At 56.1% G+C, this 23998-nt stretch carries 29 protein-coding genes; 13 read left to right on the forward strand and 16 right to left on the reverse strand.

From position 1 onward, the window contains the following. Nucleotides 1-62: 62 nt before the first annotated feature. The 5 genes from dmsD to MKR05_RS03285 form a co-directional block, all read right to left on the reverse strand. On the reverse strand, nucleotides 63-671 hold the full coding sequence (gene dmsD / locus MKR05_RS03265; RefSeq protein ID WP_284118062.1) for a Tat proofreading chaperone DmsD: 609 nt from the start codon (nucleotides 669-671) through the stop codon (nucleotides 63-65). A gap of 41 nt (nucleotides 672-712) precedes the next feature. Then, nucleotides 713-1570 carry a DmsC/YnfH family molybdoenzyme membrane anchor subunit gene (locus MKR05_RS03270; protein ID WP_238875584.1) on the reverse strand — a complete coding sequence of 286 codons (858 nt, stop codon included), beginning with the start codon at nucleotides 1568-1570 and terminating at the stop codon, nucleotides 713-715. Nucleotide 1571: 1 nt separating this feature from the next. Next, the gene (locus tag MKR05_RS03275; protein ID WP_023289552.1) at nucleotides 1572-2189 is read right to left on the reverse strand and encodes a DMSO/selenate family reductase complex B subunit; all 618 of its coding nucleotides are present in this window, start codon (nucleotides 2187-2189) and stop codon (nucleotides 1572-1574) included. A 10-nt stretch (nucleotides 2190-2199) separates the two neighbouring features. Further along, nucleotides 2200-4635: a selenate/tellurate reductase subunit YnfE gene (gene ynfE / locus MKR05_RS03280; RefSeq protein ID WP_284118063.1), complete on the reverse strand. Its 2436-nt coding sequence runs from the start codon at nucleotides 4633-4635 to the stop codon at nucleotides 2200-2202. A 150-nt stretch (nucleotides 4636-4785) separates the two neighbouring features. Next, entirely contained in the window at nucleotides 4786-5055 is a 270-nt protein-coding gene (locus tag MKR05_RS03285) for a DUF1161 domain-containing protein (RefSeq protein ID WP_004206039.1), read from the reverse strand. A 101-nt stretch (nucleotides 5056-5156) separates the two neighbouring features. On the opposite strand from MKR05_RS03285, the gene MKR05_RS03290 reads away from it, so the two are divergent. Further along, entirely contained in the window at nucleotides 5157-5867 is a 711-nt protein-coding gene (locus MKR05_RS03290) for a YnfC family lipoprotein (protein ID WP_023289554.1), read from the forward strand. On the opposite strand, the gene speG is transcribed toward MKR05_RS03290, so the two are convergent. Further along, nucleotides 5861-6421: a spermidine N1-acetyltransferase gene (gene speG / locus MKR05_RS03295; protein ID WP_004206037.1), complete on the reverse strand. Its 561-nt coding sequence runs from the start codon at nucleotides 6419-6421 to the stop codon at nucleotides 5861-5863. The two genes, MKR05_RS03290 and speG, sit on opposite strands and share 7 nt — an antisense overlap. Before the next feature lie 66 nt (nucleotides 6422-6487). Beyond that, complete coding sequence (locus tag MKR05_RS03300; protein ID WP_004206035.1) at nucleotides 6488-6829, reverse strand: DUF1283 family protein; 342 nt, start codon at nucleotides 6827-6829, stop codon at nucleotides 6488-6490. A 108-nt stretch (nucleotides 6830-6937) separates the two neighbouring features. Here MKR05_RS03300 and MKR05_RS03305 point away from each other — a divergent pair, with 108 nt between their 5' ends. From MKR05_RS03305 to MKR05_RS03320, 4 genes are all read left to right on the forward strand, one after another. Continuing rightward, the gene (locus MKR05_RS03305) at nucleotides 6938-7300 is read left to right on the forward strand and encodes a YnfA family protein (RefSeq protein ID WP_072140454.1); all 363 of its coding nucleotides are present in this window, start codon (nucleotides 6938-6940) and stop codon (nucleotides 7298-7300) included. 114 nt (nucleotides 7301-7414) lie between these two features. Further along, nucleotides 7415-8698 carry an MFS transporter gene (locus tag MKR05_RS03310; RefSeq protein WP_023289556.1) on the forward strand — a complete coding sequence of 428 codons (1284 nt, stop codon included), beginning with the start codon at nucleotides 7415-7417 and terminating at the stop codon, nucleotides 8696-8698. 269 nt (nucleotides 8699-8967) lie between these two features. Then, the gene (locus MKR05_RS03315; protein WP_101990889.1) at nucleotides 8968-10431 is read left to right on the forward strand and encodes a mannitol dehydrogenase family protein; all 1464 of its coding nucleotides are present in this window, start codon (nucleotides 8968-8970) and stop codon (nucleotides 10429-10431) included. A gap of 268 nt (nucleotides 10432-10699) precedes the next feature. Further along, the gene (locus MKR05_RS03320) at nucleotides 10700-11131 is read left to right on the forward strand and encodes a universal stress protein (RefSeq protein ID WP_023289558.1); all 432 of its coding nucleotides are present in this window, start codon (nucleotides 10700-10702) and stop codon (nucleotides 11129-11131) included. 51 nt (nucleotides 11132-11182) lie between these two features. On the opposite strand, the gene MKR05_RS03325 is transcribed toward MKR05_RS03320, so the two are convergent. After that, nucleotides 11183-11869 carry a GntR family transcriptional regulator gene (locus tag MKR05_RS03325; protein ID WP_004206025.1) on the reverse strand — a complete coding sequence of 229 codons (687 nt, stop codon included), beginning with the start codon at nucleotides 11867-11869 and terminating at the stop codon, nucleotides 11183-11185. 91 nt (nucleotides 11870-11960) lie between these two features. Next, entirely contained in the window at nucleotides 11961-12710 is a 750-nt protein-coding gene (ydfG, locus tag MKR05_RS03330; protein WP_004206024.1) for a bifunctional NADP-dependent 3-hydroxy acid dehydrogenase/3-hydroxypropionate dehydrogenase YdfG, read from the reverse strand. A 130-nt stretch (nucleotides 12711-12840) separates the two neighbouring features. Here ydfG and dcp point away from each other — a divergent pair, with 130 nt between their 5' ends. Beyond that, nucleotides 12841-14886: a peptidyl-dipeptidase Dcp gene (gene dcp, locus MKR05_RS03335; RefSeq protein ID WP_130940624.1), complete on the forward strand. Its 2046-nt coding sequence runs from the start codon at nucleotides 12841-12843 to the stop codon at nucleotides 14884-14886. A gap of 53 nt (nucleotides 14887-14939) precedes the next feature. On the opposite strand, the gene MKR05_RS03340 is transcribed toward dcp, so the two are convergent. Next, nucleotides 14940-15104 (reverse strand): hypothetical protein, encoded by a 165-nt coding sequence (locus MKR05_RS03340; protein WP_157855516.1) that lies wholly within the window; start codon nucleotides 15102-15104, stop codon nucleotides 14940-14942. Between the two features lie 30 nt (nucleotides 15105-15134). Here MKR05_RS03340 and MKR05_RS03345 point away from each other — a divergent pair, with 30 nt between their 5' ends. Then, nucleotides 15135-15737, forward strand: a complete 603-nt coding sequence (locus MKR05_RS03345; protein WP_130940625.1) for a LysE family translocator — start codon at nucleotides 15135-15137, stop codon at nucleotides 15735-15737. Here MKR05_RS03345 and MKR05_RS03350 read toward each other — a convergent pair. Further along, complete coding sequence (locus MKR05_RS03350; protein ID WP_044522828.1) at nucleotides 15732-16625, reverse strand: LysR family transcriptional regulator; 894 nt, start codon at nucleotides 16623-16625, stop codon at nucleotides 15732-15734. The two genes, MKR05_RS03345 and MKR05_RS03350, sit on opposite strands and share 6 nt — an antisense overlap. A 206-nt stretch (nucleotides 16626-16831) precedes the next feature. Between MKR05_RS03350 and MKR05_RS03355 the strand changes: the two genes are divergently transcribed. Beyond that, nucleotides 16832-17368, forward strand: a complete 537-nt coding sequence (locus MKR05_RS03355) for a GNAT family N-acetyltransferase (RefSeq protein ID WP_284118064.1) — start codon at nucleotides 16832-16834, stop codon at nucleotides 17366-17368. Nucleotides 17369-17447: 79 nt separating this feature from the next. Here the strand turns inward: MKR05_RS03355 and MKR05_RS03360 are convergent, their stop codons facing one another. Beyond that, a complete protein-coding gene (locus MKR05_RS03360) occupies nucleotides 17448-18119 on the reverse strand; it encodes an SOS response-associated peptidase (protein WP_130952606.1) in 672 nt (223 codons plus the stop codon). Between the two features lie 349 nt (nucleotides 18120-18468). Between MKR05_RS03360 and MKR05_RS27020 the strand changes: the two genes are divergently transcribed. Next, nucleotides 18469-18591, forward strand: coding sequence for a small membrane protein (locus MKR05_RS27020; protein WP_048297460.1), 123 nt, complete (start codon nucleotides 18469-18471; stop codon nucleotides 18589-18591). On the opposite strand, the gene MKR05_RS03365 is transcribed toward MKR05_RS27020, so the two are convergent. Continuing rightward, a complete protein-coding gene (locus tag MKR05_RS03365; RefSeq protein ID WP_238875596.1) occupies nucleotides 18588-19223 on the reverse strand; it encodes a LuxR C-terminal-related transcriptional regulator in 636 nt (211 codons plus the stop codon). The genes MKR05_RS27020 and MKR05_RS03365 overlap by 4 nt on opposite strands. A gap of 412 nt (nucleotides 19224-19635) precedes the next feature. Beyond that, nucleotides 19636-19731, reverse strand: coding sequence for a YnaM/YnfT family protein (locus MKR05_RS03370; RefSeq protein ID WP_272482055.1), 96 nt, complete (start codon nucleotides 19729-19731; stop codon nucleotides 19636-19638). Between MKR05_RS03370 and MKR05_RS26945 the strand changes: the two genes are divergently transcribed. From MKR05_RS26945 to MKR05_RS03385, 3 genes are all read left to right on the forward strand, one after another. Next, nucleotides 19691-19792 (forward strand): hypothetical protein, encoded by a 102-nt coding sequence (locus MKR05_RS26945; protein WP_224222711.1) that lies wholly within the window; start codon nucleotides 19691-19693, stop codon nucleotides 19790-19792. The two genes, MKR05_RS03370 and MKR05_RS26945, sit on opposite strands and share 41 nt — an antisense overlap. A 435-nt stretch (nucleotides 19793-20227) precedes the next feature. Then, nucleotides 20228-20701, forward strand: coding sequence for an Hsp20 family protein (locus tag MKR05_RS03380; RefSeq protein WP_044522839.1), 474 nt, complete (start codon nucleotides 20228-20230; stop codon nucleotides 20699-20701). Between the two features lie 168 nt (nucleotides 20702-20869). Continuing rightward, nucleotides 20870-21382, forward strand: a complete 513-nt coding sequence (locus tag MKR05_RS03385; protein WP_023289595.1) for a 2-oxo-tetronate isomerase — start codon at nucleotides 20870-20872, stop codon at nucleotides 21380-21382. 20 nt (nucleotides 21383-21402) lie between these two features. On the opposite strand, the gene MKR05_RS03390 is transcribed toward MKR05_RS03385, so the two are convergent. Beyond that, nucleotides 21403-22620, reverse strand: coding sequence for a diguanylate phosphodiesterase (locus MKR05_RS03390; RefSeq protein WP_044522842.1), 1218 nt, complete (start codon nucleotides 22618-22620; stop codon nucleotides 21403-21405). Nucleotides 22621-23018: 398 nt separating this feature from the next. Between MKR05_RS03390 and MKR05_RS03395 the strand changes: the two genes are divergently transcribed. Next, nucleotides 23019-23138: a small membrane protein gene (locus MKR05_RS03395; RefSeq protein WP_137910593.1), complete on the forward strand. Its 120-nt coding sequence runs from the start codon at nucleotides 23019-23021 to the stop codon at nucleotides 23136-23138. Between the two features lie 29 nt (nucleotides 23139-23167). Here MKR05_RS03395 and kbvR read toward each other — a convergent pair whose 3' ends face one another. Then, the gene (kbvR, locus tag MKR05_RS03400) at nucleotides 23168-23779 is read right to left on the reverse strand and encodes a LuxR family transcriptional regulator KbvR (protein WP_048297462.1); all 612 of its coding nucleotides are present in this window, start codon (nucleotides 23777-23779) and stop codon (nucleotides 23168-23170) included. Between the last annotated feature and the right edge of the window lie 219 nt (nucleotides 23780-23998).

The following is a 23998-nucleotide window of genomic DNA, read 5'->3' on the forward strand; positions in this document are numbered from 1 at the left end:
TGCGGGTTACGGAGAGCGAAGCCAGCAAGGAAACCGCGCCGACTCCCGGCGCGGCAAAGGGATTAGCGATAGAGCGGCTTTTCCGCCACCGCGAGGGGCAGACCTGCCTGCCACTGCGCCAGGGTCGCCTGCGCCAGCTGGCCCAGCGCCTGGTAGAAGGGGTGGGCGGCATGTTCGACAAAGACGCTCAGGAAGCGCCCGGACCACGGCAGCAGATGCCAGGCCAGCAGCTGGGCAAACAGCGCCTCCTGTTCCGTTTCGCACAGCCACGCCGCCAGCAGCAGCAGGGTGCCGAAATGGTCTTCCGGCTCGTTGCGTTCGGCGTCCAGTGCGATGCCGTTCGCGCGCATCCATTCGCGCAGGGCCAGTGTGGATTCGCCGAACAGCACCGACTCTTTATCCAGCCAGACGGATCCCCATGGCGGCGCCGGCAGGGCCCACGGTCCGATAAACAGGCGCTGCCAGGCTTCCGGCAACGACTCTTCAACCGACGCGGCAAACCCCGATGCCAGCGGGGCGGCAACCGGGAAGGGCCACTGTTGCTGCCAGCTGCCGTCCTGGAAGGCGGCCACCAGCGGCGCGATTTGCGGGCTATTCGGCGCATAAGAGAACAACGCGCCCAGGGGACGGGCGCTTAAGGCGACAGCGTCGCGGTGAGGGAACGGCATCATCACTTATTCCTTTCTGCGGCGCGCGCCGGCGCGCCGTCACATTAACGGGCAACCGCCATACCGACGGTCATATGGAGCCCATAAAACAGGCCGCGGCCAATACATTCCGCGATCAGGACCAGCAGCAGACCGGCCAGCAGCCCCGCAGCGCGCGGCGGCTGACGGCGGATCAGCGGACACAGCCAGCAGCCGAGTCCCAGCGCCAGCAGGATCAGACGTAAGGCCTGCAGTCTGCCATAATCCGGCAGCAGGGTGGCCGCCTGCTGAACGGCGCTGTGAATGGCGCCGAGCCCGGCGCTTTGCATCACGATAATCGCGGCGCTGATGACCAGCGCGGCCACGCTCAGCCCGGCAATAAACCAGACGTTAACGTCGACTTTCGCCATTCGCAGCAGCAGGGCGGCGAACAGCGGCCCGCTGAGGAGTACCGTCAGGAAGAAGGCGCTGGTGGTGTAGCCAGTGTACCATGTCGGCACGGTATCGATTTGATAAACCCGGGTCATCGCCAGCACAAACACCAGCCCCAACAGCAGGGCGATCGCCAGCCAGACTTTACCCAGCGCCGCCGGCATTTTTTCCAGCACGGCCAGCAGCCACCAGAATCCGCCCACGATGAAAAACAAGGCGCCGCTGGCGATTTCGTTGCTCAGCGCCGAGGCCCCGACGCGGTTCAGCGAATTAAACGCCCGCAGCGGCGAACCGAGATGCATCACTGAGGCGAGAAAACCGATCCCCATCAGCAGCCAGATAAAAAACATGCTGCGCACCAGCCGCTGCCGCGCTTCGCGCTGATCAGCCAGCGCCAGCCAGACCAGACCGCTGACGAGGGTCGCGCCGACCACGCATTGCCCCAGTACCGTAAACAGCACCAGCGGCCATTCCTGCCATCCGCTTCCCATCTCACACCTCCTTCGGATTTGCCAGATAACCGGTGGTATCGCCACACGGCCGGGCGTTGCGGTTAGGTTTGATCGCGATGCTCGGCTGAGTGAAGTGCGCGGAGGGCAGCGGGGCCACCGCCGCCAGCTGGCCGTGCTTAGCGCGCAGTTCGGCAATGGGGCCGAAATCGAGCGCCCGCAGCGGGCAGGACTCGACGCAGATCGGCTTTTTCCCCTCGGCGACGCGCTGATAACAGCCGTCGCACTTGGTCATATGGCCTTTGTCGGCGTTGTATTGCGGCGCGCCGTACGGGCAGGCCATATGACAGTAGCGGCAGCCGATGCACACCTCTTCATCCACCACCACAAAACCGTCTTCGCGCTTGTGCATCGCTCCGCTCGGGCAGACCTTGGTGCAGGCCGGATCGGCGCAGTGGTTACAGGCGATGGAGAGGTAATAGGCGAACACGTTCTGCTGCCAGATGCCGTTGTCCTCCTGCCAGTCGCCGCCGGCGTACTCATAGATGCGACGGAAGCTGACCTCTGGAGTCAGGTTCTTATAGTCCTTACAGGCCAGCTCGCAGGTTTTGCACCCGGTACAGCGAGCGGAGTCGATAAAGAATCCATATTGCGTGCTCATGGTTTACTCCTTAAACCTTCTCGATGTCGACCAGGTTGGTATGCTGCGGATTCCCTTTCGCCAGCGGCGACGGGCGATGGGTGGTCAGGGTATTCATGCAGGCGCCATGGTCAACCCGGTCCCCGGCCATATTGGCGTCGTGCCACGCGCCCTGGCCCATCGCCGACACGCCCGGCATGATGCGTGGCGTCACTTTCGCCGGCAGCCGGATTTCGCCGCGCTGGTTGAACACCCGCACCAGATCGCCGTTTTTAATCCCGCGTTTTTCCGCGTCCAGCGGGTTGATCCACACTTCCTGACGGCAGGCGGCCTGCAGCACGTCCACGTTGCCGTAGCTGGAATGGGTGCGCGCCTTATAGTGAAATCCAAACAGCTGCAGCGGATACTGGCTGCGCAGCGGATCGTCCCAGCCTTCAAATGTGGAGGCATAGACCGGCAGCGGGCTGATGACTTCGTCTTTCTCCAGCTGCCAGCGGGCGGCAATTTCGGCGAGCCGGCTGGAGTAGATCTCAATTTTGCCGGACGGGGTTTTGAGCGGATGCGCTTCAGGATCGCGGCGGAAGTCGCGATAGGCGACGAAGTGGCCGTTCGGGTCCTTGCGCTTGTAGATGCCCATTCGCTTCAGCTCATCGTAGGCCGGCAGCGCCGGATCTTTCGCCACCATTTTGGCGTACAGATGCTGCAGCCACTGCGCCTGAGTGCGTCCCTCGGTAAAGCGCTGGTAGACATCGTCGCCGAGCCGTTTCGCTACTTCGCTTAAGATCCAGTAAATCGGTTTGCGTTCAAACTTCGCCGAGGTGGCGGGCTGGATGAAAATCAGATAGCCCATATTGCCGGCGTAATCGTTGGGAATAATATCTTCCTGCTCAACGGTCATCAGGTCGGGCAGCAGCAGGTCGGCGTATTTCGCCGACGAGGTCATAAAGTTGTCGATGACCACGATGGTTTCGCACTTGCTTTCGTCCTGCAGGATCTCGTGGGTCTTATTGATGTCGGAGTGCTGGTTGATGAGGGTATTGCCCGCGTAGTTCCACAGGAACTTGATCGGCACATCCAGCTTCTCTTTGCCGCGCACGCCGTCGCGGGTGGCGGTCATCTCCGGGCCTCGAGCGATGGCGTCGGTCCAGGTGAAGCAGGAAATGGCGGTTTTCACCGGGTTTTCCAGCACCGGCAGACGCTCGATGGTGATGGTGTAGGTCGATTCTCGGGCGCCGCTGTTGCCGCCGTTGATGCCGACGTTGCCGGTTAAGATCGGCAGCATGGCGATCGCCCGGGCGGAGAGTTCGCCGTTGGCCTGACGCTGCGGCCCCCAGCCCTGGCAGATGTAGGCCGGTTTGCTCATGCCGATGTCGCGCGCCAGCTTAATGATGCGATCGGCGGGGATGCCGGTGATACGCGAAGCCCACTGCGGCGTTTTGGCGACGCCGTCGTCGCCCTCGCCGAGGATATAGGCTTTATAGTGGCCATTCTCAGGCGCCCCGGCCGGCAGCGTCTTCTCATCGTAGCCGACGCAGTATTTATCAAGGAACGGCTGATCCACCAGATTTTCGTTAATCAACACCCAGGCGATACCGGCGACCAGCGCGGCGTCTGTGCCGGGGCGAATGGGGATCCACTCATCTTCGCGACCGGCGGCGGTATCGGTGTAGCGCGGATCGATAACGATCATCCGCGCGTGGGAGCGCTCGCGGGCCTGTTCCAGATACCAGGTAATGCCGCCGCCGCTCATGCGGGTTTCGGCCGGGTTGTTGCCGAACATCACCACCAGCTTACTGTTTTCAATATCCGAAGTGCTGTTGCCGTCGTTACTGCCGTAGGTGTAGGGCATGGCGCAGGCGATCTGCGCGGTGCTGTAGGTACCGTACTGGTTAAGCGAGCCGCCGTAGCAGTTCATCAGCCGCGCCACCGGCGAAGCGGAAGGCGAGGAGCGGGTCATGTTCCCGCCGACGATTCCTGATGAGTAGTTAATGTACACGGCTTCGTTGCCATATTGCGCGACGACGCGTTTCAGACGGTCAGCAAGGGTATCCAGCGCTTCCTGCCAGCTGATACGCTCAAATTTGCCTTCTCCGCGTTTGCCGACGCGCTTCATAGGATAGTTAAGGCGATCCGGGTGGTTGATGCGCCGGCGAATCGAACGCCCGCGCAGGCAGGCGCGGACCTGATGATCGCCGTAGCGGTCGTCGCCGGTGTTATCCGTTTCCACGTAGACCACTTCATCATCACGCACGTGCAGCCGCAGGGCGCAGCGGCTGCCGCAGTTGACCGAACAGGCGCCCCAGACAATCCGGGTGTTGTCGCCGGCAGCCTGCTGTACCGCCGCCGCGGCGTTGCGCAGCGTAAAGGGCAGGGGAAGCCCGCCGGCGGCCAGCGCCAGAGAACCGAGGGCTGTGGATTTAAGTAGCGCGCGTCGGGTGACGCCGCCGGAAGATTCCTGATTCGACATTGCTCACTCCATGATAGTTATGCTGGGCGGAGAAGGGCCGCCGCGTCATTAACAGACGCCGGGGTGAGCGATAATACGTTATGGGTAGCCGGCAGATCTTATCCCTGGTCAATGCAGGGATAAGATCTTTCGTTTGAAAGCGAGGCGGGTTTACTGAGCGTCGTTTTCGGCGGGACTGTCGCTGTTACGGGTGTAGGTGATTTTGAAGGTGTCGTTGGCGCAATGACCCACCACCTGAGCGCCGGGCTGGTCCGCCTGGTCGTTTGGCACGATGGCCAGACTGAAAGCCGTTTCCGGTACGCCATTGTTAATGATCTTCTGTTGAATATCATTTTTGACCCGTTCACAGGAGTCGGGGGCCGCCAGCACGGTCGTGGAGCACAGCAGCAGCGCGGCGCCTGTCCAGAGGGATAGTTTCATCTTACGCTCCTTATCGATGGTATCCAGATTTAAGCATAGCAGAACTGGTGTAAACAATTGTATTTGCTAATATGATTGGATGTACACAAAAGGAATCATCTGTGAAAAGACTGTATTGGCTAATCCCGACCGCGCTGCTGCTGACGGCGTGCGACCGCGAAAGTGCCCCGGAAGCCTTCACCCCGGAGATGGCGAGTTTTTCCAATGAGTTTGAGTTCGATCCGCTGCGCGGTCCGGTGAAGGATTTTAGCCAGACGTTACTGGACGAACACGATGTGGTGGTCAAGAAGGTGAGCGCGCAGCTGTCAAAAGAGGGATGTTTCGATCTGCTGACGCTGGAGGATGTGGAGAATAACACCGGCGCCACGCTGCTGCTGGACGCCAACTATTACGTCGATGGCCGCACCCATGAAAAGCGGCTGCGTCTGCAGGGGAAATGTCAGCTGGCGGAGATGCCCGCCACCGGCGTGAGCTGGGAAACGGATGATAACGGCTTTATTATCAGCGCCCGCGGCAAAGAGACTACCGCCACCTACCGTTACGACAGCGATGGCTATCCGCTGGGGAAAACCACCACCGCCAAAGAGGAGCGATTTACCGTCGCCTCCACGCCGTCGAAGGATCCGCGCAAGAAAATGGACTATACCGCCATCAGCACCTTCAACGACCGCACGCTGGGCACGGTGCGCCAGACCTGCGACTACGATCGCCATGACAATCCGCTGAGCTGTGAGCTGCAGGTGATCGATGAAAGCGTCCAGCCGCCGCTGACCCGTCACTACACGATTAAAAACCGCATTGATTATTACTGAGCCGTCGGCTTCAGCAGAGACGGGCCCGGCGTTTTGTGTTCCGCCAGATACTGATGCTGGAACAGACACATGCGGATGGTGTTGCGGTACTCGCCGTTAATGAAAAACTCATGGATCAGTTCACCCTCGACCATAAAGCCGAGCTTGCGGTAAATATGGATCGCTTTTTCATTCTCTTTATCCACAATCAGATACAGCTTATACAGATTGAGCACGGTAAAGCCATAGTCCATCGCCAGCCGTGCGGCGCGGGTGGCAAGGCCTTTTCCCTGGAAGTCGGGTGAGATGATGATCTGAAATTCGGCCCGGCGGTGCACATGGTTGATTTCCACCAGCTCCACCAGTCCGGCTTTATCGCCATTGCATTCGATCACAAAGCGACGCTCGCTTTGATCGTGAATATGCTTGTCGTACAGATCGGAAAGCTCAACGAAGGCTTCATAGGGCTCTTCAAACCAGTAGCGCATCACGCTGGCGTTGTTGTCGAGCTGGTGAACAAAGCGCAAATCTTCGCGCTCAAGGGGGCGGAGTCTGACGTGTAGCGCGTCGGTCATGGGAATTCCTGTGGTCAAAGTGGAAAAGAGGGGACTGAAAGGCGGCGCCCGCAGGCGCCAGCGTGCTCAGGGATTGATCGCCCGGCCGGTGCGGCGGTCAAGGCAGCGCAGGGTGTTTGGTTCCCAGTAGGCATTGACGTTGGCGCTCTTCTGGCAGTTATCCTGCGCGTCAAAGGCGACATCGGTTTTGTCCCACTCTTTTTCCGCCCGTTTGTTCACCTTCTGGCGCAGGCTGCGGGTGTCGTTCCATTGCTCTTTTTCCATCGACGCCTGCTGACGGCTTTGCGCGCTGTCGCCGGACTCAATCACCAGCCGGTCGGTGGCCGCGAACGAGCTGGAGGTATAGACGACGGCGCTTAACGCCAGAATGGCGGTCAGGCACCAGCGTTTGTTCAGTGTCATGTTCATCACGATTTCCTTTAAGTGATGGGTTAACCCTCAGGTTCAGTTTACTACAGCTCTTTTGCCGGGCATAGCCGACGAAACAGCGTAGGGAAAGGGCTATTATCGCGTAGAATAGTTCAACGCTTTGTCTCTTTTACGAATCTTTTAATGCTCAAAACAACGCTGCTGTTCTTTGCCACCGCCCTGTGTGAAATCGTCGGCTGCTATCTGCCGTGGCTATGGTTAAAGCGCGGGGCCACGCCGCTGCTGCTGATCCCCGCCGGCCTGGCGCTGGGGCTGTTTGTCTGGCTCTTGACGCTCCATCCGACCGCCAGCGGGCGGGTATATGCCGCCTACGGTGGCGTCTACGTTTGTACCGCATTGCTCTGGCTGCGGGTCGTTGATGGGGTCAAATTAACCCATTATGACTGGGCGGGCGCGGCCATCGCCCTGTGCGGCATGCTGATCATCGTGGCGGGCTGGGGACGAGCGTAAGCCCGTCTTATGTGATCCCTGCCACTTTTTTAAACCCTAATTCTTGTATGGTAGTCGACCTGTTGCCTTACTTATCAGACATCATATTGGGTTATGACTCTGTAAGGAATCACGATGGCTATTGAGACATTTGCCCCACAGGCGGGCGCGACGCCGCTGCGCATCCGTCGGGTGCAGAAGATCACCCTGACGCTGCTGTTTATCGCCGGGATCGTTAACTTTCTTGACCGCTCTTCCCTGAGCGTCGCCGGGGAGGCGATACGCGCCGATCTGGGTCTGAGCGCCACCGAGTTCGGGGTGCTGCTCTCCGCTTTTTCGCTCTCCTATGGCTTCGCGCAACTGCCCTCGGGCATTTTGCTGGATCGCCTCGGACCGCGGGTTGTGCTGGGCGCCGGGCTGATATTCTGGTCTGCGATGCAGGCCCTGACCGGGATGGTCAATTCATTCTCGCATTTTATTCTGCTGCGCATTGGCCTCGGGATCGGTGAAGCGCCGTTTATGCCCGCCGGCGTGAAATCGATCAACGACTGGTATGCGCAAAGAGAGCGCGGCACGGCGGTGGGGATATTTAACTCCTCGACGGTGCTGGGGCAAGCCATTGCCCCGCCGGCCCTGGTCATCATGCAGCTGGCCTGGGGCTGGCGGACAATGTTTGTGGTGATTGGTTTGGCCGGTATTCTGGTCGGCCTGTGCTGGTATGTGGGATACCGTAACCGGCGGCAATTTACCCTCCAGGAGGAGGAGCAACGCTATCTGGCCAGCGAGGAGGCGGCCCGGCCGGCGCTGAAACTGAGCGAATGGCTGGCGCTGTTTAAACGGCGTACCACCTGGGGGATGATCCTCGGCTTCTCCGGGGTGAACTATACCGGCTGGCTGTATATCGCCTGGCTGCCCGGCTATTTGCAGGCTCAGCAGGGGTTAAGCCTGGCGCGCACCGGCTGGGTGGCGGCGATCCCGTTCCTCGCCGCGGCGGTGGGAATGTGGGTCAATGGTCTCGTGGTCGACGCCCTGGCGCGCAGAGGCTACGACCTGGCGAAAACCCGCAAAACGGCGATCGTTGCCGGTCTGGTGCTGTCGGCGCTGGGAACGTTGCTGGTGGTGCAATCGTCCACGCCGACCCAGGCGGTGGCGTTTATCTCCATGGCGCTGTTCTGCGTCCATTTCGCTGGCACCTCGGCCTGGGGATTGGTACAGGTGCTGGTGGCGGAGCATAAAGTGGCGTCGGTGGCGGCGATCCAGAACTTTGGCAGCTTTGTGTTTGCCTCCTTCGCGCCGATAGTCACCGGCTGGGTCGTGGATACCACCCATTCTTTCAATCTGGCGCTGGTGATCGCCGCCGGGGTGACCTTCGCCGGGGCGCTGTGCTACTTCTTTATCGTCAAAACCCGCATCGATTAACCGACCAGGAAGCAACAGGCCCGCAGGGAGGCGCGGCCTGCGCCATGCTCCATCTTCTCTTACCGCTTCGCGGCGGATTTTCTTCTGCCATCCCAGAGATTTTGTGATCGCTCGCCAGCGGCCACAACCCGGCAAAAGCTTCTTGTATGGTAGTTGACAGAAATCAAAGATGTTATACCAATTGCGTGAGATGGTTGAGGCACAAAGGCATTCTCCTCGAGAGTTCTCCCAGAGAATGGTTGATGAGCCACATAACAACGAGAGTCATCATGGAAAACACCCTCTTAACCGCTAACGCCATACAGCCGGACTACGATCGCCGCGCGCTGGTCCCCCGTATCGTCCATCTGGGTTTTGGCGCGTTCCACCGCGCCCATCAGGCGGTCTACGCCGATATACTGGCCAGCGAGCACGGCAGCGACTGGGGCTACACTGAAGTCAACCTGATTGGCGGCGAGCAGCAGATCGCCGATCTCCGGCAGCAGGATCTGCTGTACACCGTGGCAGAAATGTCCGCCGACGCGTGGACCGCGCGCGTGGTCGGGGTGGTGAAGCAGGCGCTGCACGCCCAGGTCGATGGTCTCGAGGCCGTGCTTTCGGCGATGTGTGAGCCACAGGTGGCCATTGTCTCCCTGACCATTACCGAGAAAGGCTATTGCCATTCGCCAGCCAGCGGCGAACTGCAGCTCGATCACCCGCTGATCGCCGCCGATCTCGCTAACCCGCGCCAGCCGAAATCGGCAGTGGGCGTGGTGGTGGCGGCCTTAGCGCGTCGCCGGGAGGCAGGGCTGTCGGCCTTTACCGTGATGTCCTGCGATAACATGCCGGAAAACGGTCATGTGATGCGCAACGTCGTCTGCGCCTACGCCCGGGCGCTGGACGCGGACCTCGCCGCATGGATAGAACAGAATGTCACCTTTCCGTCGACCATGGTGGACCGTATTGTCCCGGCGGTGACGGCGGAAACCCTCGATAAAATTGAACAGCTGACCGGCGTGCGCGACCCGGCTGGCGTGGCCTGCGAGCCTTTCCGCCAGTGGGTGATTGAGGATAACTTTGTCGCCGGACGTCCACAGTGGGAGAAAGCGGGGGCGGAGCTGGTCGCCGATGTGGTGCCTTTCGAAGAGATGAAGCTGAGGATGCTCAACGGCAGCCATTCGTTCCTCGCCTATCTCGGCTATCTGGCCGGTTATCAGCATATCAACGACTGTATGCAGGATGACAATTACCGCCGCGCGGCGCTGGCGCTGATGCTGGACGAGCAGGCTCCGACCTTGAAAGTGCAGGGGGTGGATCTGTCACACTATGCCAGTCTGCTGATTGACCGCTACTGCAATCCGGCGCTCAAACACCGTACCTGGCAGATTGCCATGGACGGTAGCCAGAAGCTGCCGCAGCGCATGCTGGACTCGGTACGCTGGCACCTGGCGCACCAGCATGACTTCACGCTGCTGGCGCTGGGCGTGGCGGGCTGGATGCGCTATGTCGGCGGTGTTGACGACGCCGGTCAGGCGATCGAAATTTGCGATCCGCTGCTGCCGGTGATCAAGGAGGCGGTAGCCGCCAGCGCCGATGGCGAAGCGCGCGTCAAAGCGCTGTTGGGCATTGAGGCCATCTTCGGCCGTGAGCTGCCGCAGGAAGCGCGGTTCGTTTCGGCGGTGACCCGCGCCTATGTTGCGCTGCAGCGTCAGGGGGCCAAAGCCACCGTTGCCGCATGGGCTGAGGCGCAATAATCGTTTATTCCCGGTGTCGGTCATGGGATCGACACTGGCTCTTCTGCTGTTTCCGCACGGTTCCGCCGATATTTCTTTTTTTGCTGTCGATCGCTTTTAGCAGACTAAAAATATGATCGAACGCAATGTCCTTACATAACTCTATATTTCCCTGATTTACTAAAGATAATTAGCTGTTATTTTTCCGAATAAAGGCTGGTCATTCACCGCAAAAATGGCATAGTTAAGTTATTGAAAAATCACTTTCTCTGGAAAAGGAGTGCGGGCCATGTATAAAAAGATTTTATTGCCTGTTGATGTTTTTGAAATGGATTTAAGCGATAAGGCAGTGCGTCACGCGGAATTTCTCGCGTCGGCGGAAAATGGCGAAATCACCTTGCTCAACGTTCTGCCGAACAGCAGCCGTTCGTTATTACGCGGGTTTACGGCGGATATTCGTAAATTCGAAGCCTATATGCAGGAAGAGTCGGAGAAAAAGATGCGCGAGGTGGCGCGACTGTTCGACATGCCGATGTCGCGGATCCATACCCGGGTCGTCTTTGGTAACGTGCGCGATGAAATTCTGGCTATCAGTAACAACGAAGCGTTCGATGTGATAGTGATTGGCTCCCGCAAACCGGGGATCTCCACCCATCTGCTGGGCTCCAACGCCGAATCCATTTTGCGCTACGCCAAAACGCCGGTGCTGGTGGTCAGATAATCCTTTCCATTACGACGGCTGCGTCTGCCTTATTTCGCAGCCGTCTGGTCCTTACTCTTCGCTAAACCAGTCGCGATTCTCCTGGCGGATCAACAGCACGGATTCGCTGATTTCATGCAAATGAATACTCATGGCTTTCTCGACCGCCTCGGCGTCGCGTTTTTCCAGCGCGGTGAAAATTTCATGATGCTGGCGCAGCAGCATCTCCGGGGAGGAGACATGGTCGAGGCTCATGTAGCGCACGCGGTCAATAGCGGCTTTGATGTTTTCCACCGTATCCCAGGCCAGCTGACAATCGGCAATAACTGACAACTTCTGGTGAAATTCATCATCAAGCAGGAAAAAGTCGTTTAACTGCTGGCGGTCGACGGCAATACGCTGCTGATGAAGATTCTGCTCCAGCTGATAGACTTGCTCATCGTTAATCATACCAGCGGCACGGCGGACCACCGCGCATTCAATCGCCTGGCGGACAAAGCAACCATTGCGCACCTGAGACAGGGAAATTTTGTTGACGTAGCTGCCGCGCTGGGGACGGATCTGGATAAGTCCATTCTCCGCCAGCTTAATAAAGGCCTCGCGCACCGGCTGACGAGATACCGCAAAACGCACGGAGACTTCTTTCTCCGACAGCGGCGTGCCAGGCGGGATCAGGCAGTGAACGATATCCCGGCGGAGGATGCGGTAAATTTGCTGATTGACGGGTTGCGTCGGATTCAGTTGCGATTCTGCGGCCATTGATGGTTACTTTTTAGGGGGTTATGCGCACTATTTTACGCGTTTTTTGCGGTTCCGCCCATACCCGGCCAGCAGGCCGGGTGGCTGACGGTTAGCCCTGGCGGTGAACGCTGAGTCCGGCAAAGCTCTGGCTCACCGGCATCATCTCCAGGGTGTTGATGTTGACGTGTTTCGGCAGGGTGGCCACCCACCAGACCGCCTCGGTCACATCTTCCGGCGTCAGGGCTTCGGTGTTCTCGTAGGTTTTACCGGCTTTGGCGTCATCGCCTTTAAAGCGGACGTTCGAGAACTCGGTGCCGCCCACCAGGCCTGGCTCGATGTCGGTGACGCGCACCGCGGTGCCGTGCAGGTCGGTGCGAAGATTGAGGCTGAACTGGCGAACAAAGGCTTTGGTCGCCCCATAGACGTTGCCCCCGGCGTAAGGCCAGCTGCCTGCCGTGGAGCCGATGTTGATGATGTGGCCGCGATTGCGCGCCACCATGCCCGGCAGGACGGCGCGGGTCATGTACACCAGCCCTTTATTATTGGTGTCGATCATATCTTCCCAGTCTTCCACGCTGGCGCGGTGCGCCGGCTCCAGACCGAGCGCCAGACCCGCGTTGTTCACCAGCACATCGATTGCCTGCCACTCGGCGGGCAGGTCGGCAATCAGCGTCTCAATAGCGGCGCGGTTGCGAACGTCCAGTTGCGCGATATAAAGATTATCGCCCAGCTCGTCTTTCAGCGTCTTCAGGCGCTCTTCGCGACGTCCGGTCGCAATCACTTTATGACCGTTAGCGACAAAACGGCGAGTAATACTTTCACCAAAACCGGCAGTGGCGCCGGTGACCATGATAATCATCTTACTGTTCCTCAACGCTTTTTGTGTTTTCATACCATAGCACGCACAGGCGGCGACCGGTAACCGAAATCATTGCGACCCCTTAAGGAGAAGCCTAATCTTACAGGATAAGCCTGTACAGGAGAGAAAGATGTCCGAACAAAACCCCTTTTTTAGCGTCAGTCTGTTGCCTTACCAGGCGCCGCGGTTTGATCTGATTGAAGACAGTCACTATCGGCCGGCGTTTGATGAGGGCGTCCGGCAGCAGCGCGAGGAGATCCGCGCCATTATCGACAATCCGCAGCCGGCCAGTTTCGCCAACACGCTCGAGGCGCTGGAGCAGAGCGGACAGCTGCTGGCGCGGGTGACGCGGGTCTTTTTCGCCATGGCCAGCGCTCATACCAACCCTTATCTGCAATCACTGGATGAACAATTTTCCGCCGAGCTCGCCGGGCTGGGGAATGACATCTGGCTCAACGAGGCTTTATTCCAGCGGGTGAACAGCGTCTACGAGCAGCGCGAGACGCTCTCGCTTGACGGCGAATCCCGGCGTCTTCTGACCCTGACATGGCAACGCTTTGTTCACGCCGGGGCAACGCTGGCCCCGGCGCAGAAGGCGGTGCTGCGCGCCCTGAATACCGAAGCGGCCACTTTGCAAAGTCAGTTCCAGCAGCGGCTGCTGGGGGCGGCGAAAAGCGGCGGCCTGGTGGTCGATGACCGGCATCAACTGGATGGCCTGACCGATGAGGAGATAGCGGCAGCGGCCGACGCGGCGCGGGAAAAAGGGCTCGGCGATCGCTGGCTGCTGACGCTGACCAACACCACCCAGCAGCCGCAGCTGCTTGCGCTGCGCGACCGGCAAACGCGGGAGAATCTCTTCGCCGCCGGCTGGACGCGCAATCAACAGGGCGATGAGCATGATACCCGTAGTCTGGTGCTGCGGCTGGCGGCGATCCGCGCGCAGCAGGCGGAACTGCTGGGGGCGACAAATTACGCCAGCTGGGCGCTGACCGATCAAATGGCGGCTTCTCCGGCGGAGGCATCGGGCTTTATGCGCCAGATCGCGCCGGCGGCGCGGGCGAGGGCGGAACGTGAGCTGGCGGACATCCAGCAGGTGATCGACAACGAAGGCGGGGAGTTTCGCGCGCAGGCATGGGACTGGCTCTACTACAGCGAGCAGGTGCGGCGGGCTGCCTATGCCATTGATGACGCGCAGCTCAAACCCTATTTTGCCCTCGAGCGCGTGCTGCAGGACGGCGTCTTCTGGACGGCATCGCAGCTCTTTGGGCTCCGCTTCGTGGAACGCTTTGACATCCCGGTGTACCACCCGGATGTGCGGGTTTGGGAGATCTTCGACCACAATGGCGAAGGGATGGCGCTGTTTTACGGTGATTATTTCGCGCGCGATTCAAAGAGCGGCGGCGCCTGGATGGACGTGTTTGTCGAACAGTCGACCCTGCGGGAGCAGCGCCCGGTTATCTATAACGTCTGCAATTATAGCCGGCCGCAGAGCGGACAGAGCGCGCTGTTGTCATGGGATGAGGTGATCACCCTGTTCCATGAGTTTGGCCACGCCCTGCACGGACTGTTCGCCAGCCAGCGCTATGCCAGCCTCTCCGGGACCAATACCCCGCGGGATTTTGTCGAGTTTCCGTCGCAAATCTTCGAACACTGGGCCAGCCATCCGCAGGTATTCGCCCACTATGCGAAGCACTATCGCTCCGGAGAGCCGATGCCGGAGGCGCTGCGCGACAATATGTTGCGTGCGGCAACCTTCAATAAAGGGTACGACATGAGCGAGCTGCTGGCTGCTGCGCTGCTCGATATGCGCTGGCACACGCTGTCGACCACCGCGTTTCCGGACGAGGTGGATGCATTTGAGCAGAGGGTACTCCGGGAAGAACACCTCGATCTGGCGGCCGTTCCCCCGCGCTATCGCAGCAGCTACTTCTCCCATATCTTCGGCGGCGGCTATGCGGCAGGCTATTACGCCTACCTGTGGACCCAGATGCTGGCCGACGACGGCTATCAGTGGTTCGTGGAGCAGGGCGGTTTGACCCGTGAGAACGGTCAGCGCTTCCGCGAGGCGATTTTATCTCGCGGCAATAGCGCTGATTTAGCTGAACTGTATCGCCAGTGGCGCGGACACGATCCAAAGATTGAGCCGATGCTGAAAAATCGCGGGTTGAGCGCATAGGCCATCGGGCGGTGAGAAGCGATCGATTGGGTGTTTTCCTTATCAGGCGCTTTTCACTGGCCATGCTTTGATCGCAGGGGATTGCGCCAGGCGCCGGTCAGGAGAAATAGCGCGAAAATAATCAAATACACATTTAGAGAAAAGCCACTTAATCCCGTTGCGATATCGAGGTAGTCTTTCAATAACGTCATGCAGGTGGTAATAAAACCACCTGCCACGATATCTCTCCCTGGAAAACGGATAAATAAATGGTTTTGATCGTTACTATGCTTATGTTTGCGCTGGCCCTGTCATTTTCGCCAGGTCCGGTTAATATGGTTATTATCTCTTCCGGCGCTGCGCATGGATTCAGAAAAACATTTTCTTTCGTCTCGGGCGCCACTATTGGTTTTACATTGTTACTGGTCTTTATTAGTTTTGGACTCTACGCGGCCATCGCAACGCACCCCTGGTTTTTTAGCTATCTGAATATCGTTGGTTCGTTATTTATCTTGTTTCAGGGTTATAAAATTGCTACTTCACATCCGGAATGGACACTGAAAAAAGCACAGGCGCCGGGGTTTGTGCAGGGTTTTTTAATGCAATGGCTCAATCCTAAAGCCTGGGCTGCCTGTGCCTCTGGCGTCGCCTTGTTTTCTGAACCCTCGTCGCGCCTGAGTATATCGCTATTTATTATCATCTACTTTTTTGTCTGCTATCTGTCCCTGGCGGTCTGGGCGATATTCGGTGATAAAATGTCAGCGATTCTCAAAAGCAGAGCACAGATCCGCCTGTTTAATCTGGTGATGGGCGGATTATTGTGCATGACTGCGGGTTACATACTGTATTCGCAGTCTATTACCTATTCATAGCGGCTGATGTTCAACGGCATTATAGATATAATTAATCAACTTATAGGCCGCGCCGCTAACTGAAATATTGCCAGGCCATAGGGCATACACTTTTAGCGGGGCTAATGACCAGTCAGGAAGTAGTTCCTGCATGTCGCCGCGGCGGATATCCTCTTCGCAGAGAAAACGCGGCGGAGCGGCCAGGCCAATTTGTTGTCTGGCAAGGGCATAGGCGGCCTCAACACTATCGACATACACGCCGGGTGTATACTTTATTATCGCCCGTTCGCCGTTGCGATGTCTGAACTCGCGCACATTCTCCCTCATCGTCAGCCCAATCCACGGCATTGATTCAAGCATAGCGGGATGATCAACGGGAGGATAGCGCAGGAGAAAGCCCTTTGCTGCCACCAGCTTTCGCGGCAGAACAAACAGGTGCCGGGCCTTGAGAGCGCTATCGGGGAGCTCGCCAATGCGAAAGGCGACATCAATACTGTCGGCAATAATGTCCTCGCGCAGGTCACTATAAGAAATGCTCAGAGCAATATCCGGGTTCTCTTTAATGAAATTTGCAAGATGGTGAGTGAATGGGCTGTTTAAAAAAACGGCAGGTATGGAGATACGCAGCTTACCGGCTGTGGATACCGAACGTTGCTTAAACTCAATGACGCCTTTTTCATAGAGCTCGAGCATCGATCTGGCGGTCTCCAGCACACTTTCGCCATCTTGTGTTAGAGAAAGCTTTCGGGTATTTCTGTAGAGCAAAGCGCTGTTAAGGTTTTTCTCAAGCCTGGATAAATGTGCGCTTGCTGTTGCGGTCGACAACCCTAACGCCGCGGCGCCGCCTGAAACAGAACCGCTCTCGACAATTTTGGCAAAGACTATCAGGTAGCGGATGTCATCGATCATTTACAGTCCTGTGTTCACTCGGTAACGATATGCGTGGCGCCGATAAAAAGGGATCCCGTTTCCGGATTACCATATCCTATTTTTATTGCCGGAAGTATCTGTTTAATCGTGCTTCTCAGTTCCGCTTGAACGAGTACCAGGCATCCACAACGGCAGGGAGGGTTCGCGAAGCGTCGCGGGCCACCTCACTCGTCAAGGAGATACGTTTGCATATTGAGACTCATCGCCTGCGTCTTCGCCCTGTCATGGCTGAAGATGTCGCCGATCTTTACCGAATTTATGGCGATCCGGCGACCAATACCTTTAACCCCGCAGGACTCTACCCGGATATTGACTATGCCAGTACGGTTCTCCAGCGCTGGCTTGCCCACTGGCACGATCGCGGGTTTGGCAACTGGGCCATATCGGCGCGTGATGCCCCGGAAAAAATCATTGGCTTTGGCGGCTTAAGTATTCGCCGCTATAACGATGTCATCCTCAACAATCTTGGCTATCGATTCGCAACAGAGGCATGGGGAAAAGGGCTGGCCACCGACCTCGCGACCTCGGCGGTAAGATATGGCTTCGAGGCGATCAAACTCACGGAGATTTCAGCGGTGGTGAGGGCGAATCACCTGGCTTCGCGAAAAGTGCTCGAGAAAGCAGGCTTGAGGTTCATCAACGAGATTGCCGATATAGAAAATGCGCCGCCGAGTCTGCTTTATTCGTTGACCTTAAGCGAGTGGTTAAGCCAGTCGGGGTAACTCGCGGGGGCTTATTGGCAAGGCTGGATCGCACCGCAGCCGGCGCATCAGGCGGGGGATCGGCCACAGAGTTATGCGCTCACTCTACTGGCTCAATTAACGCTGGCCCCTGATTGTTCACATTGCCGACCGCCCGCGATACCGCGTGCCAGGTGAAATCGTCGGCGGAGACGCTTCCGTCCCTGGCAATCTCCGCCGCTTCTGCGGCGGTGAGATCCTGCCTCATCCATTCCCGGGCGGCTTCCGGCGTCAGGACCAGCGGCCGGCGGTCATGTATATCGACAAGACCGCGATCGGCGGCAGCGGTCACCAGCAAAAATCCTTCGGCGCTGTCCCCGCGTTCGAAGGGGGTGCTGCCAATAGCGGCCATAAATATCGGCTGGCCTTCCTTCCGCTGGATGAAGTAGGGCTGCTTTTTGTCTCCGAGCTTTTTCCATTCAAACCAGCCATCGGCGAAGCAGATCGCCCGCCCGTGCTGCCACAGCGGTTTGAACATCCTGCTGGTGGCAGCGGTTTCAACCCGGGCATTAATCAGCGGTGATTTATCCCACCATCCCGGCGCATAGCCCCAGTGAACGGGATCGAGGTGGAGTTGCTCATTCCTTTCACTCAGGAGTAACACTTTTGTCCCGGGCGCGACGTTATACCGCCCAATGGGCTCCGGGTCCCAGGGGATATCGCGTTCGGCCTCTTCTGCGAGAAACGCCAGGTATGCTTCCCGCGTCTGTGCTTGCGCAAAACGTCCGCACATCGCCACCTCCAGCCAGATGTCTGACTAAAAGTATAGAACAGCGGAAAAAAGGGGACGCCTTGCCAAAAACCACAATCATTCCACAGGGAGAGGCTACCATTTCAGGCCAGCGTCTTGCCAGACGACTCTGTAACAACCGTTCGGTGTGGTACCTGACTTTTTCTCTTTACGATTAATCTTTATTACCCTAATAACCGGGGCTAGAGAGAAGGCTTCTTCTCTTTTTATTGCTTTTCAGAATTATCGTATGTGGCTTTACCTTTGTCTGAAATGGTTGGTACTTGGTTGTGTTTGAAAACTTTTACCCCTTATTATTTAAAAATCATCTTTTACTTTGACAAGGTTGTTTATGAGTAACTGGCTATTATTATCCCTGGCGGTAGTGTTATTATTGATATCATTATTTTTTGGTCTCTCCTATGTTAAAGATCGAAGAAAAATGAAGATGCGATTTAACAAAACTCGACGTTAACCGCTCCTTCCTGAGGACAGCGCAAGAGCAACGGATGAGAATTTCGTTAACTCTTGTTTGGTGGCTATTTGGAATTTTTTCATGATATTGATTTTATGGGAAAAGACCGTTTTATGGCTGATACCCAGTTCTTGCGCTATCTGCTGATTATTCATTCCCGTTCTGATCGCATCGATAATATAAAGTTGTGATTTGGTCAATGTTAATCGAGGGCATTTTACACAGCGTCTGCTGTCTTTTACCTGGCTACTAGCAATCGACGCTGTTGACTCCATGAGATGTTTCGCAATCTGATTTTTTATACGGTGCAATCCGGTGTTGATACTAATAAAAGTAGCATCACGTAGACAATACGGTATCCGATCAACTTGCATAGCACTATCGGTGGGAACGAAAATAAAAATAGATGTGTGTTCGGGGATTTTTTTGAAAACCGGGTGGCATAGATAATGTTCACCGGTCGTCATTTCCGTAAAAAGCATATCTATCTGACCGAGAGTATCTGGTGAGTATTGCAAAATGGAAAAAGGTGTACAGATGTTTTCTTCCTTTGCGACCTCGATAAGAAGTTCACAAACACCTCGATTAAGAAATATGTTTTCAGTATTAATGAAAATATTAGTCATAGTAATGCCGATCGTCAAAATATTAATATTTTTTAAGGGGGAGAGCATTTACAGTATATGGGATTAGGATATTTCTAATAGCTAATAAAATCAATAAATCCATTTTTGAGACTTTATCTGGGAAAGACTTGAAAAAGCATATAAATCAAGGTCTTGATTTTTGCTTTTGCCCTGATGTAGCCGGTGATTTGGCACAAACTGCTTAAATTGTACATATAACAAACATTAATTCTGGATTGGAATGTATTAATTCAAGTGATGTATTTATTGCATGAATCATTTATTCAAAAACGGTTCGGTAAGGGCATACTCTTGTCAATAATGCCTGAGCGGAAGCAGAAGTGGTCCTGACCGGATGCCGGTAGAAGGCGCTATCACGCCGCTGCATCAGTCGAAGAGCAACGGCGTACATAAGGGATTAGTTATCCGGGTTGTTGGAGATGCCTTTCCATACCATCCCCAGACCGATCAACATCGACGCGAAGAGGGCGAACAGGGTGGTAGAGATAAAAATGCCGGTCATAGTGATGCCTCAGAAAGTGCGTATGCAGGTTATTAGGCACGGAGGGAGGTGAAAGGTTCCTTCCCTGACGGCGTAAATTTTCGCCAGGGTCTTCCGGCTGGCGCCAGCGAGGCCAAAGTGATGTCGAGGCCGCCGCTGTTGGCGAAACGATCGTCAGGGGAACCGCATTTCTCGTGGCGCTATTGCAGGGCGACGGGGGAGGGGGCGCGATTCGGGCGTTGACATCCCCTTGAACAAGTAATATATACATGACGCTTCTGTTTATTGAATGTTAAACAGCATCAGTTATGGGACTCAGAAGCACCCCAGCCCCCGCCGTCTGGCGGGGGCACTTTGCCACCTGACCTGGTTATTTCTTTCTGTGGCTGACGATGAAATTTTTTTATTTCGGGTCTTGAAAAACGCGCTTTAGCTATTATTTTATAAAGCGGACAAGCAATGCTTGCCTTTATGTTGAGCTTTTGAATGGATATTCAGGAGGTTAATTATGGCACTCAAAACCTTGTCAGCACTCCCGGTATTTGCTGATTCCCTTTTTGCCGATCGCTTTAACCGTATCGACCGTCTTTTCAGCCAGTTAACGGGCGATACGCCGGTGGGGACCTTACCAGCCTACGATTTACAGAAAGTGGATGACAGTAATTTCCTGCTCAGCGTCAGCGTGCCTGGCTGGAAAGATGATGAACTGGAAATAGAGACCGTAGGCGGTAATCTGCATATTACCGGTAAACGCGCGCAAACCGACAATCATTCCGGAAACAGCCAGGGCTGGATTTATAAAGGCATTCGCCGGGCTGATTTCCAGCTTAGTTTTTCGCTTCCCGAACACGCCCAGATTAATCAGGCGCAACTGGAGAGCGGGATCTTAAAAATCGCTATCCATCAGGAGATCCCCGAGAGCGAAAAACCGCGCAAAATTGCCATTGAGAACCAGGGGCGGGTGATCGAACACAAAGTGTGATTCCGCTTCTGTGCCGAGGGAGTTCCTTTCAAGGCCCGCGCTGCGGGCCTTTATTTTATCCACTCAAGGTGGCGTAAACGGCCTCCAGGCGACGAGAGAAATCACTATGCTATCCTGTTAACAGGGCAGTGAGGCGGTGATACTTTTCAAATTCGGCGAGGAGTCAGAATGGCTGACGAGATCGATAAAGACGCACAACATACTCATCAACTGACCGCCGAGGTGGCCCGCGCGCTTATCGCGCGCGGCTGGCGGCTCACCACTGCGGAATCCTGCACCGGCGGCAATCTGGCGGCAGCGCTCTGCGCTCAGGCTGATACCGCGGCCTTTTATGATACCGGCGTGGTTACCTTCAGCGATGAAGCCAAGCGCAATGTGCTGCAGGTGCGCGCGGAAACCCTGGCGGAACACAGCGCTGTCAGCGAAGCGTGCGTGAAGGAGATGTCCAGCGGTATGCTGGCGATAGCCGGGGCCGACATCGCCATCGCCATCAGCGGCTATGCGGGACCGGAGGGGGGAGAGGATGGTACCCCCGCCGGCACGGTATGGTTTGCCTGGAACTTTCGCGGCCAGATCGAAACCCAACGGCTGCGCTTTACCGGTGACTGCGAGACAGTGGTGGCGAAAGCGGTGCGCTTCGCCCTGGCGGCGCTGGGCGAAAAGCTCCCCCACTGGCAGTGACGCTGCCGCCTACCGCGGCCTTACAGATCCGTGGCCTGACGCGCTATCGGCCAGCAAATTTCCCCGATGCCGTTCAGGCACGGTCGGGAGAAAAGGAACCCCTGAAACAGGCGAATGCCCACCGACTGCAGCCAGCACCACTCTTCCAGGGTTTCGACGCCTTCCGCCACCACCGTGATGCCCAAATCCTCGCAGCAGCGCACGACCGAGGCGACAATCGCCTGCTTGGCGCCGCTGATATGAATATTGCGCACCAGCTCTGCATCCACTTTGATTTTATCGGGCTGAAAGCGGGTCAGTAACGACAGGCCGGAGTAACCCGCGCCAAAGTCGTCGATGGCCAGCTTCATGCCCGCGACGCGCAGCGCTTTGAGCACCTTGCGGAACTGGTCAAAGCAGGTGATCACCTCCGTTTCGGTAACCTCTATCAGCACCTGGTCAGGTCTGAGGCCGGCCGCCAGCAGGCTGTTCATCAGCCAGCCTACGGCGTCAGGGTGGTTATACAGCGAACCGGGCAGCAGGTTAATGGCCAGCTGGTGTTTACCAAGCGGTAACTGACCGGCGAGAGAGAAGGCATACGCTTTGCTCTCAAGGTCGAAACGGTAGCGATCCTCCGCCGGGATGGCGGCAAACATCTCTACAGGAGATCCGCCGGTGGGGCTGCGGATCAGCGCTTCAAAGGAAGAGACCCGCTTTGTGGCCGGCTCGACGATGGCCTGCAGGGCAAACTGGCAAGGTTGATCGGGCAGGTGGCGCGCCGTAGCAGTGGCCGGGGCAGGCATCATCGTCCAGCGAGAAGGCTGCAGCGGCTCGGGTAGACAATAGCGCCCACCGTCGGCGATAAAGGCGCTAATCAGGCGGAACATCCGGTCGTTGACCGGCTCGGTGACCCCAAACGAGCTAAAGCGCAGGAGCTCCTCCAGCGCGCTGTCGGCTTCGAAAAGACGAAGATCCAGCAGGCGCATCCCGGTGTCGTGAAAACGACGGTAGGCCGAATAGTCGCGCATCAGTTCCACCACGTCGCGATGGCGCGGATCGCTCTGTATCTCGTGGAATAACGACTCAAGATCTTCCTCGCTTCCCTCCAGCACCTGGAAGAACTGCAGGCCGTTAAACAGCAGAATACCGGTGATGCCAAGAGGCATGTTTTTCCCGCTGGCGCGATGAATTAAAGCGTCGAGATCGGTGGGCGGGCGGGCAGGATTAACCTGGCTGCGGTATATCAGGGTGGTTAGCATAATCATTCCGGTCGCTGCGGCAGCGCGTAATGGTCCGCACAGCGCGTATTTAGGGAGGTATGGCCAGACCCTCGGAGAAGGGAGGCTGTTTTTTATGACATTTAACCAACCGTGATGTCCGCTACGCGGAACGGGAGCTTCACTTTGTGATTACCTTCACTCTACAGGGAATCTGAGGTTTAGCTATCATTTTCTCATTCCCAATGCAAAAAAGGGCAAACAGGCCACTCATTCCTCCTGCGGTATTGGTCCACCGCCTTAAATTATCGGTTAACATTCGCCACCAGGAATTATCCTGCCATTATATTGCCCGCTCTCAAAAAGAGATGCTGGTCTTGCCTGATTAAAAGCAAATGCATATTATCAACGTAAGTTAAATTCCTTTTTTCAGGTCTGACATGAGCGACTTATTTATTATTTTGTGTTTGATTTTTTGTCCCGTCATTTCTTTGTGGAGTGGTCTTTCTTATATTCAGGAAAGACGCAAAAGACGCTACGTCTTCCGTTCCAGAAGATAATCTGCAGAGGTAATATAATGACGATTGTATTAACGTCTGGCGAGTAGTTTTACGAGGTTGTTAAATTGCTGGCGGCTGTGCAAATTGAACTTGTTCATAATATTCTTTTTATGCGAGTGAATGGTTTTGTGGCTAATTTTTAGCGCCGCGGCAACTTCATGCGGACTCAGACCAATACTGAACGCGTAAATGACTTTGGTTTGCGCATCGCTGACCGACTTGCAGGCGCAATTGATACAACGCCGCAGCCGATTGAAGGCCGGGTCATGCTGAGGAGATAAGGGGCGCTGAATCGCGCTGACTATCTCATCTTTAAGACGCTGCACGGGAGCATGGGGAGGTATAAACACCGCCTGCCGCAGACAGTTGGGTAAGCCCTCTTCGACGGTAGCTTGTTCATTGTCCTGGAAAATAAAAAGCGTGTATTGCTCTGGGGCATGCTGAAACAGGTCATGACACAGGTACCATTCTCCCGCCACCATTTCCGTGAAGAACACCTGAGATTGCGCTATCGACTCCAGGTCCCATTGTTCAGAAAACTGATATGCTGATCCCCCGTAGGTCTTCATCGCTTCATCCACCAGCTCCGCAATAGCGACTCGCAAATAGTGATTTTTTATATTGATCAAAAAATTCGTCATATAACTTCCCAGTGGGGTATGAAAAAGGTGTCAGAATAAATTAAAGAATATAATGGTGATGCGCAGGTCTTTTTTAGCTGGGGTAATCTAAGGGATGTTTTTCGTTAATGCAATATCTGCCAGGAAAAGTGAGATAACGGTGTGTTGGTATGCGAAAGTTCCTAATAAACAAAATGATAAGCCTATATTAGATGGCGTTTTAAGCACTTTAATAATTTT

Origin of the sequence: Klebsiella sp. K5-204 (assembly GCF_030128585.1) — a bacterium.
Taxonomy (GTDB): Bacteria; Pseudomonadota; Gammaproteobacteria; order Enterobacterales; family Enterobacteriaceae; genus Klebsiella; species Klebsiella quasipneumoniae.

Bases quoted from the DNA above. Each gene is read 5' to 3' on its own strand.
- MKR05_RS03350 (WP_044522828.1), bottom strand. From the start codon at position 16,625: ATGATCGATGACATCCGCTACCTGATAGTCTTTGCCAAAATTGTCGAG.
- dcp (WP_130940624.1), top strand. From the start codon at position 12,841: ATGTCCGAACAAAACCCCTTTTTTAGCGTCAGTCTGTTGCCTTACCAG.
- MKR05_RS03320 (WP_023289558.1), top strand. From the start codon at position 10,700: ATGTATAAAAAGATTTTATTGCCTGTTGATGTTTTTGAAATGGATTTA.
- MKR05_RS03395 (WP_137910593.1), top strand. From the start codon at position 23,019: ATGAGCGACTTATTTATTATTTTGTGTTTGATTTTTTGTCCCGTCATT.
- speG (WP_004206037.1), bottom strand. From the start codon at position 6,421: ATGACCGACGCGCTACACGTCAGACTCCGCCCCCTTGAGCGCGAAGAT.
- MKR05_RS03345 (WP_130940625.1), top strand. From the start codon at position 15,135: ATGGTTTTGATCGTTACTATGCTTATGTTTGCGCTGGCCCTGTCATTT.
- MKR05_RS03310 (WP_023289556.1), top strand. From the start codon at position 7,415: ATGGCTATTGAGACATTTGCCCCACAGGCGGGCGCGACGCCGCTGCGC.
- MKR05_RS03300 (WP_004206035.1), bottom strand. From the start codon at position 6,829: ATGAACATGACACTGAACAAACGCTGGTGCCTGACCGCCATTCTGGCG.
- MKR05_RS03360 (WP_130952606.1), bottom strand. From the start codon at position 18,119: ATGTGCGGACGTTTTGCGCAAGCACAGACGCGGGAAGCATACCTGGCG.
- MKR05_RS03285 (WP_004206039.1), bottom strand. From the start codon at position 5,055: ATGAAACTATCCCTCTGGACAGGCGCCGCGCTGCTGCTGTGCTCCACG.
- kbvR (WP_048297462.1), bottom strand. From the start codon at position 23,779: ATGACGAATTTTTTGATCAATATAAAAAATCACTATTTGCGAGTCGCT.
- MKR05_RS03315 (WP_101990889.1), top strand. From the start codon at position 8,968: ATGGAAAACACCCTCTTAACCGCTAACGCCATACAGCCGGACTACGAT.
- ydfG (WP_004206024.1), bottom strand. From the start codon at position 12,710: ATGATTATCATGGTCACCGGCGCCACTGCCGGTTTTGGTGAAAGTATT.
- MKR05_RS03325 (WP_004206025.1), bottom strand. From the start codon at position 11,869: ATGGCCGCAGAATCGCAACTGAATCCGACGCAACCCGTCAATCAGCAA.
- dmsD (WP_284118062.1), bottom strand. From the start codon at position 671: ATGATGCCGTTCCCTCACCGCGACGCTGTCGCCTTAAGCGCCCGTCCC.
- MKR05_RS03390 (WP_044522842.1), bottom strand. From the start codon at position 22,620: ATGCTAACCACCCTGATATACCGCAGCCAGGTTAATCCTGCCCGCCCG.
- ynfE (WP_284118063.1), bottom strand. From the start codon at position 4,635: ATGTCGAATCAGGAATCTTCCGGCGGCGTCACCCGACGCGCGCTACTT.
- MKR05_RS03270 (WP_238875584.1), bottom strand. From the start codon at position 1,570: ATGGGAAGCGGATGGCAGGAATGGCCGCTGGTGCTGTTTACGGTACTG.
- MKR05_RS03385 (WP_023289595.1), top strand. From the start codon at position 20,870: ATGGCTGACGAGATCGATAAAGACGCACAACATACTCATCAACTGACC.
- MKR05_RS03275 (WP_023289552.1), bottom strand. From the start codon at position 2,189: ATGAGCACGCAATATGGATTCTTTATCGACTCCGCTCGCTGTACCGGG.
- MKR05_RS27020 (WP_048297460.1), top strand. From the start codon at position 18,469: ATGAGTAACTGGCTATTATTATCCCTGGCGGTAGTGTTATTATTGATA.
- MKR05_RS03380 (WP_044522839.1), top strand. From the start codon at position 20,228: ATGGCACTCAAAACCTTGTCAGCACTCCCGGTATTTGCTGATTCCCTT.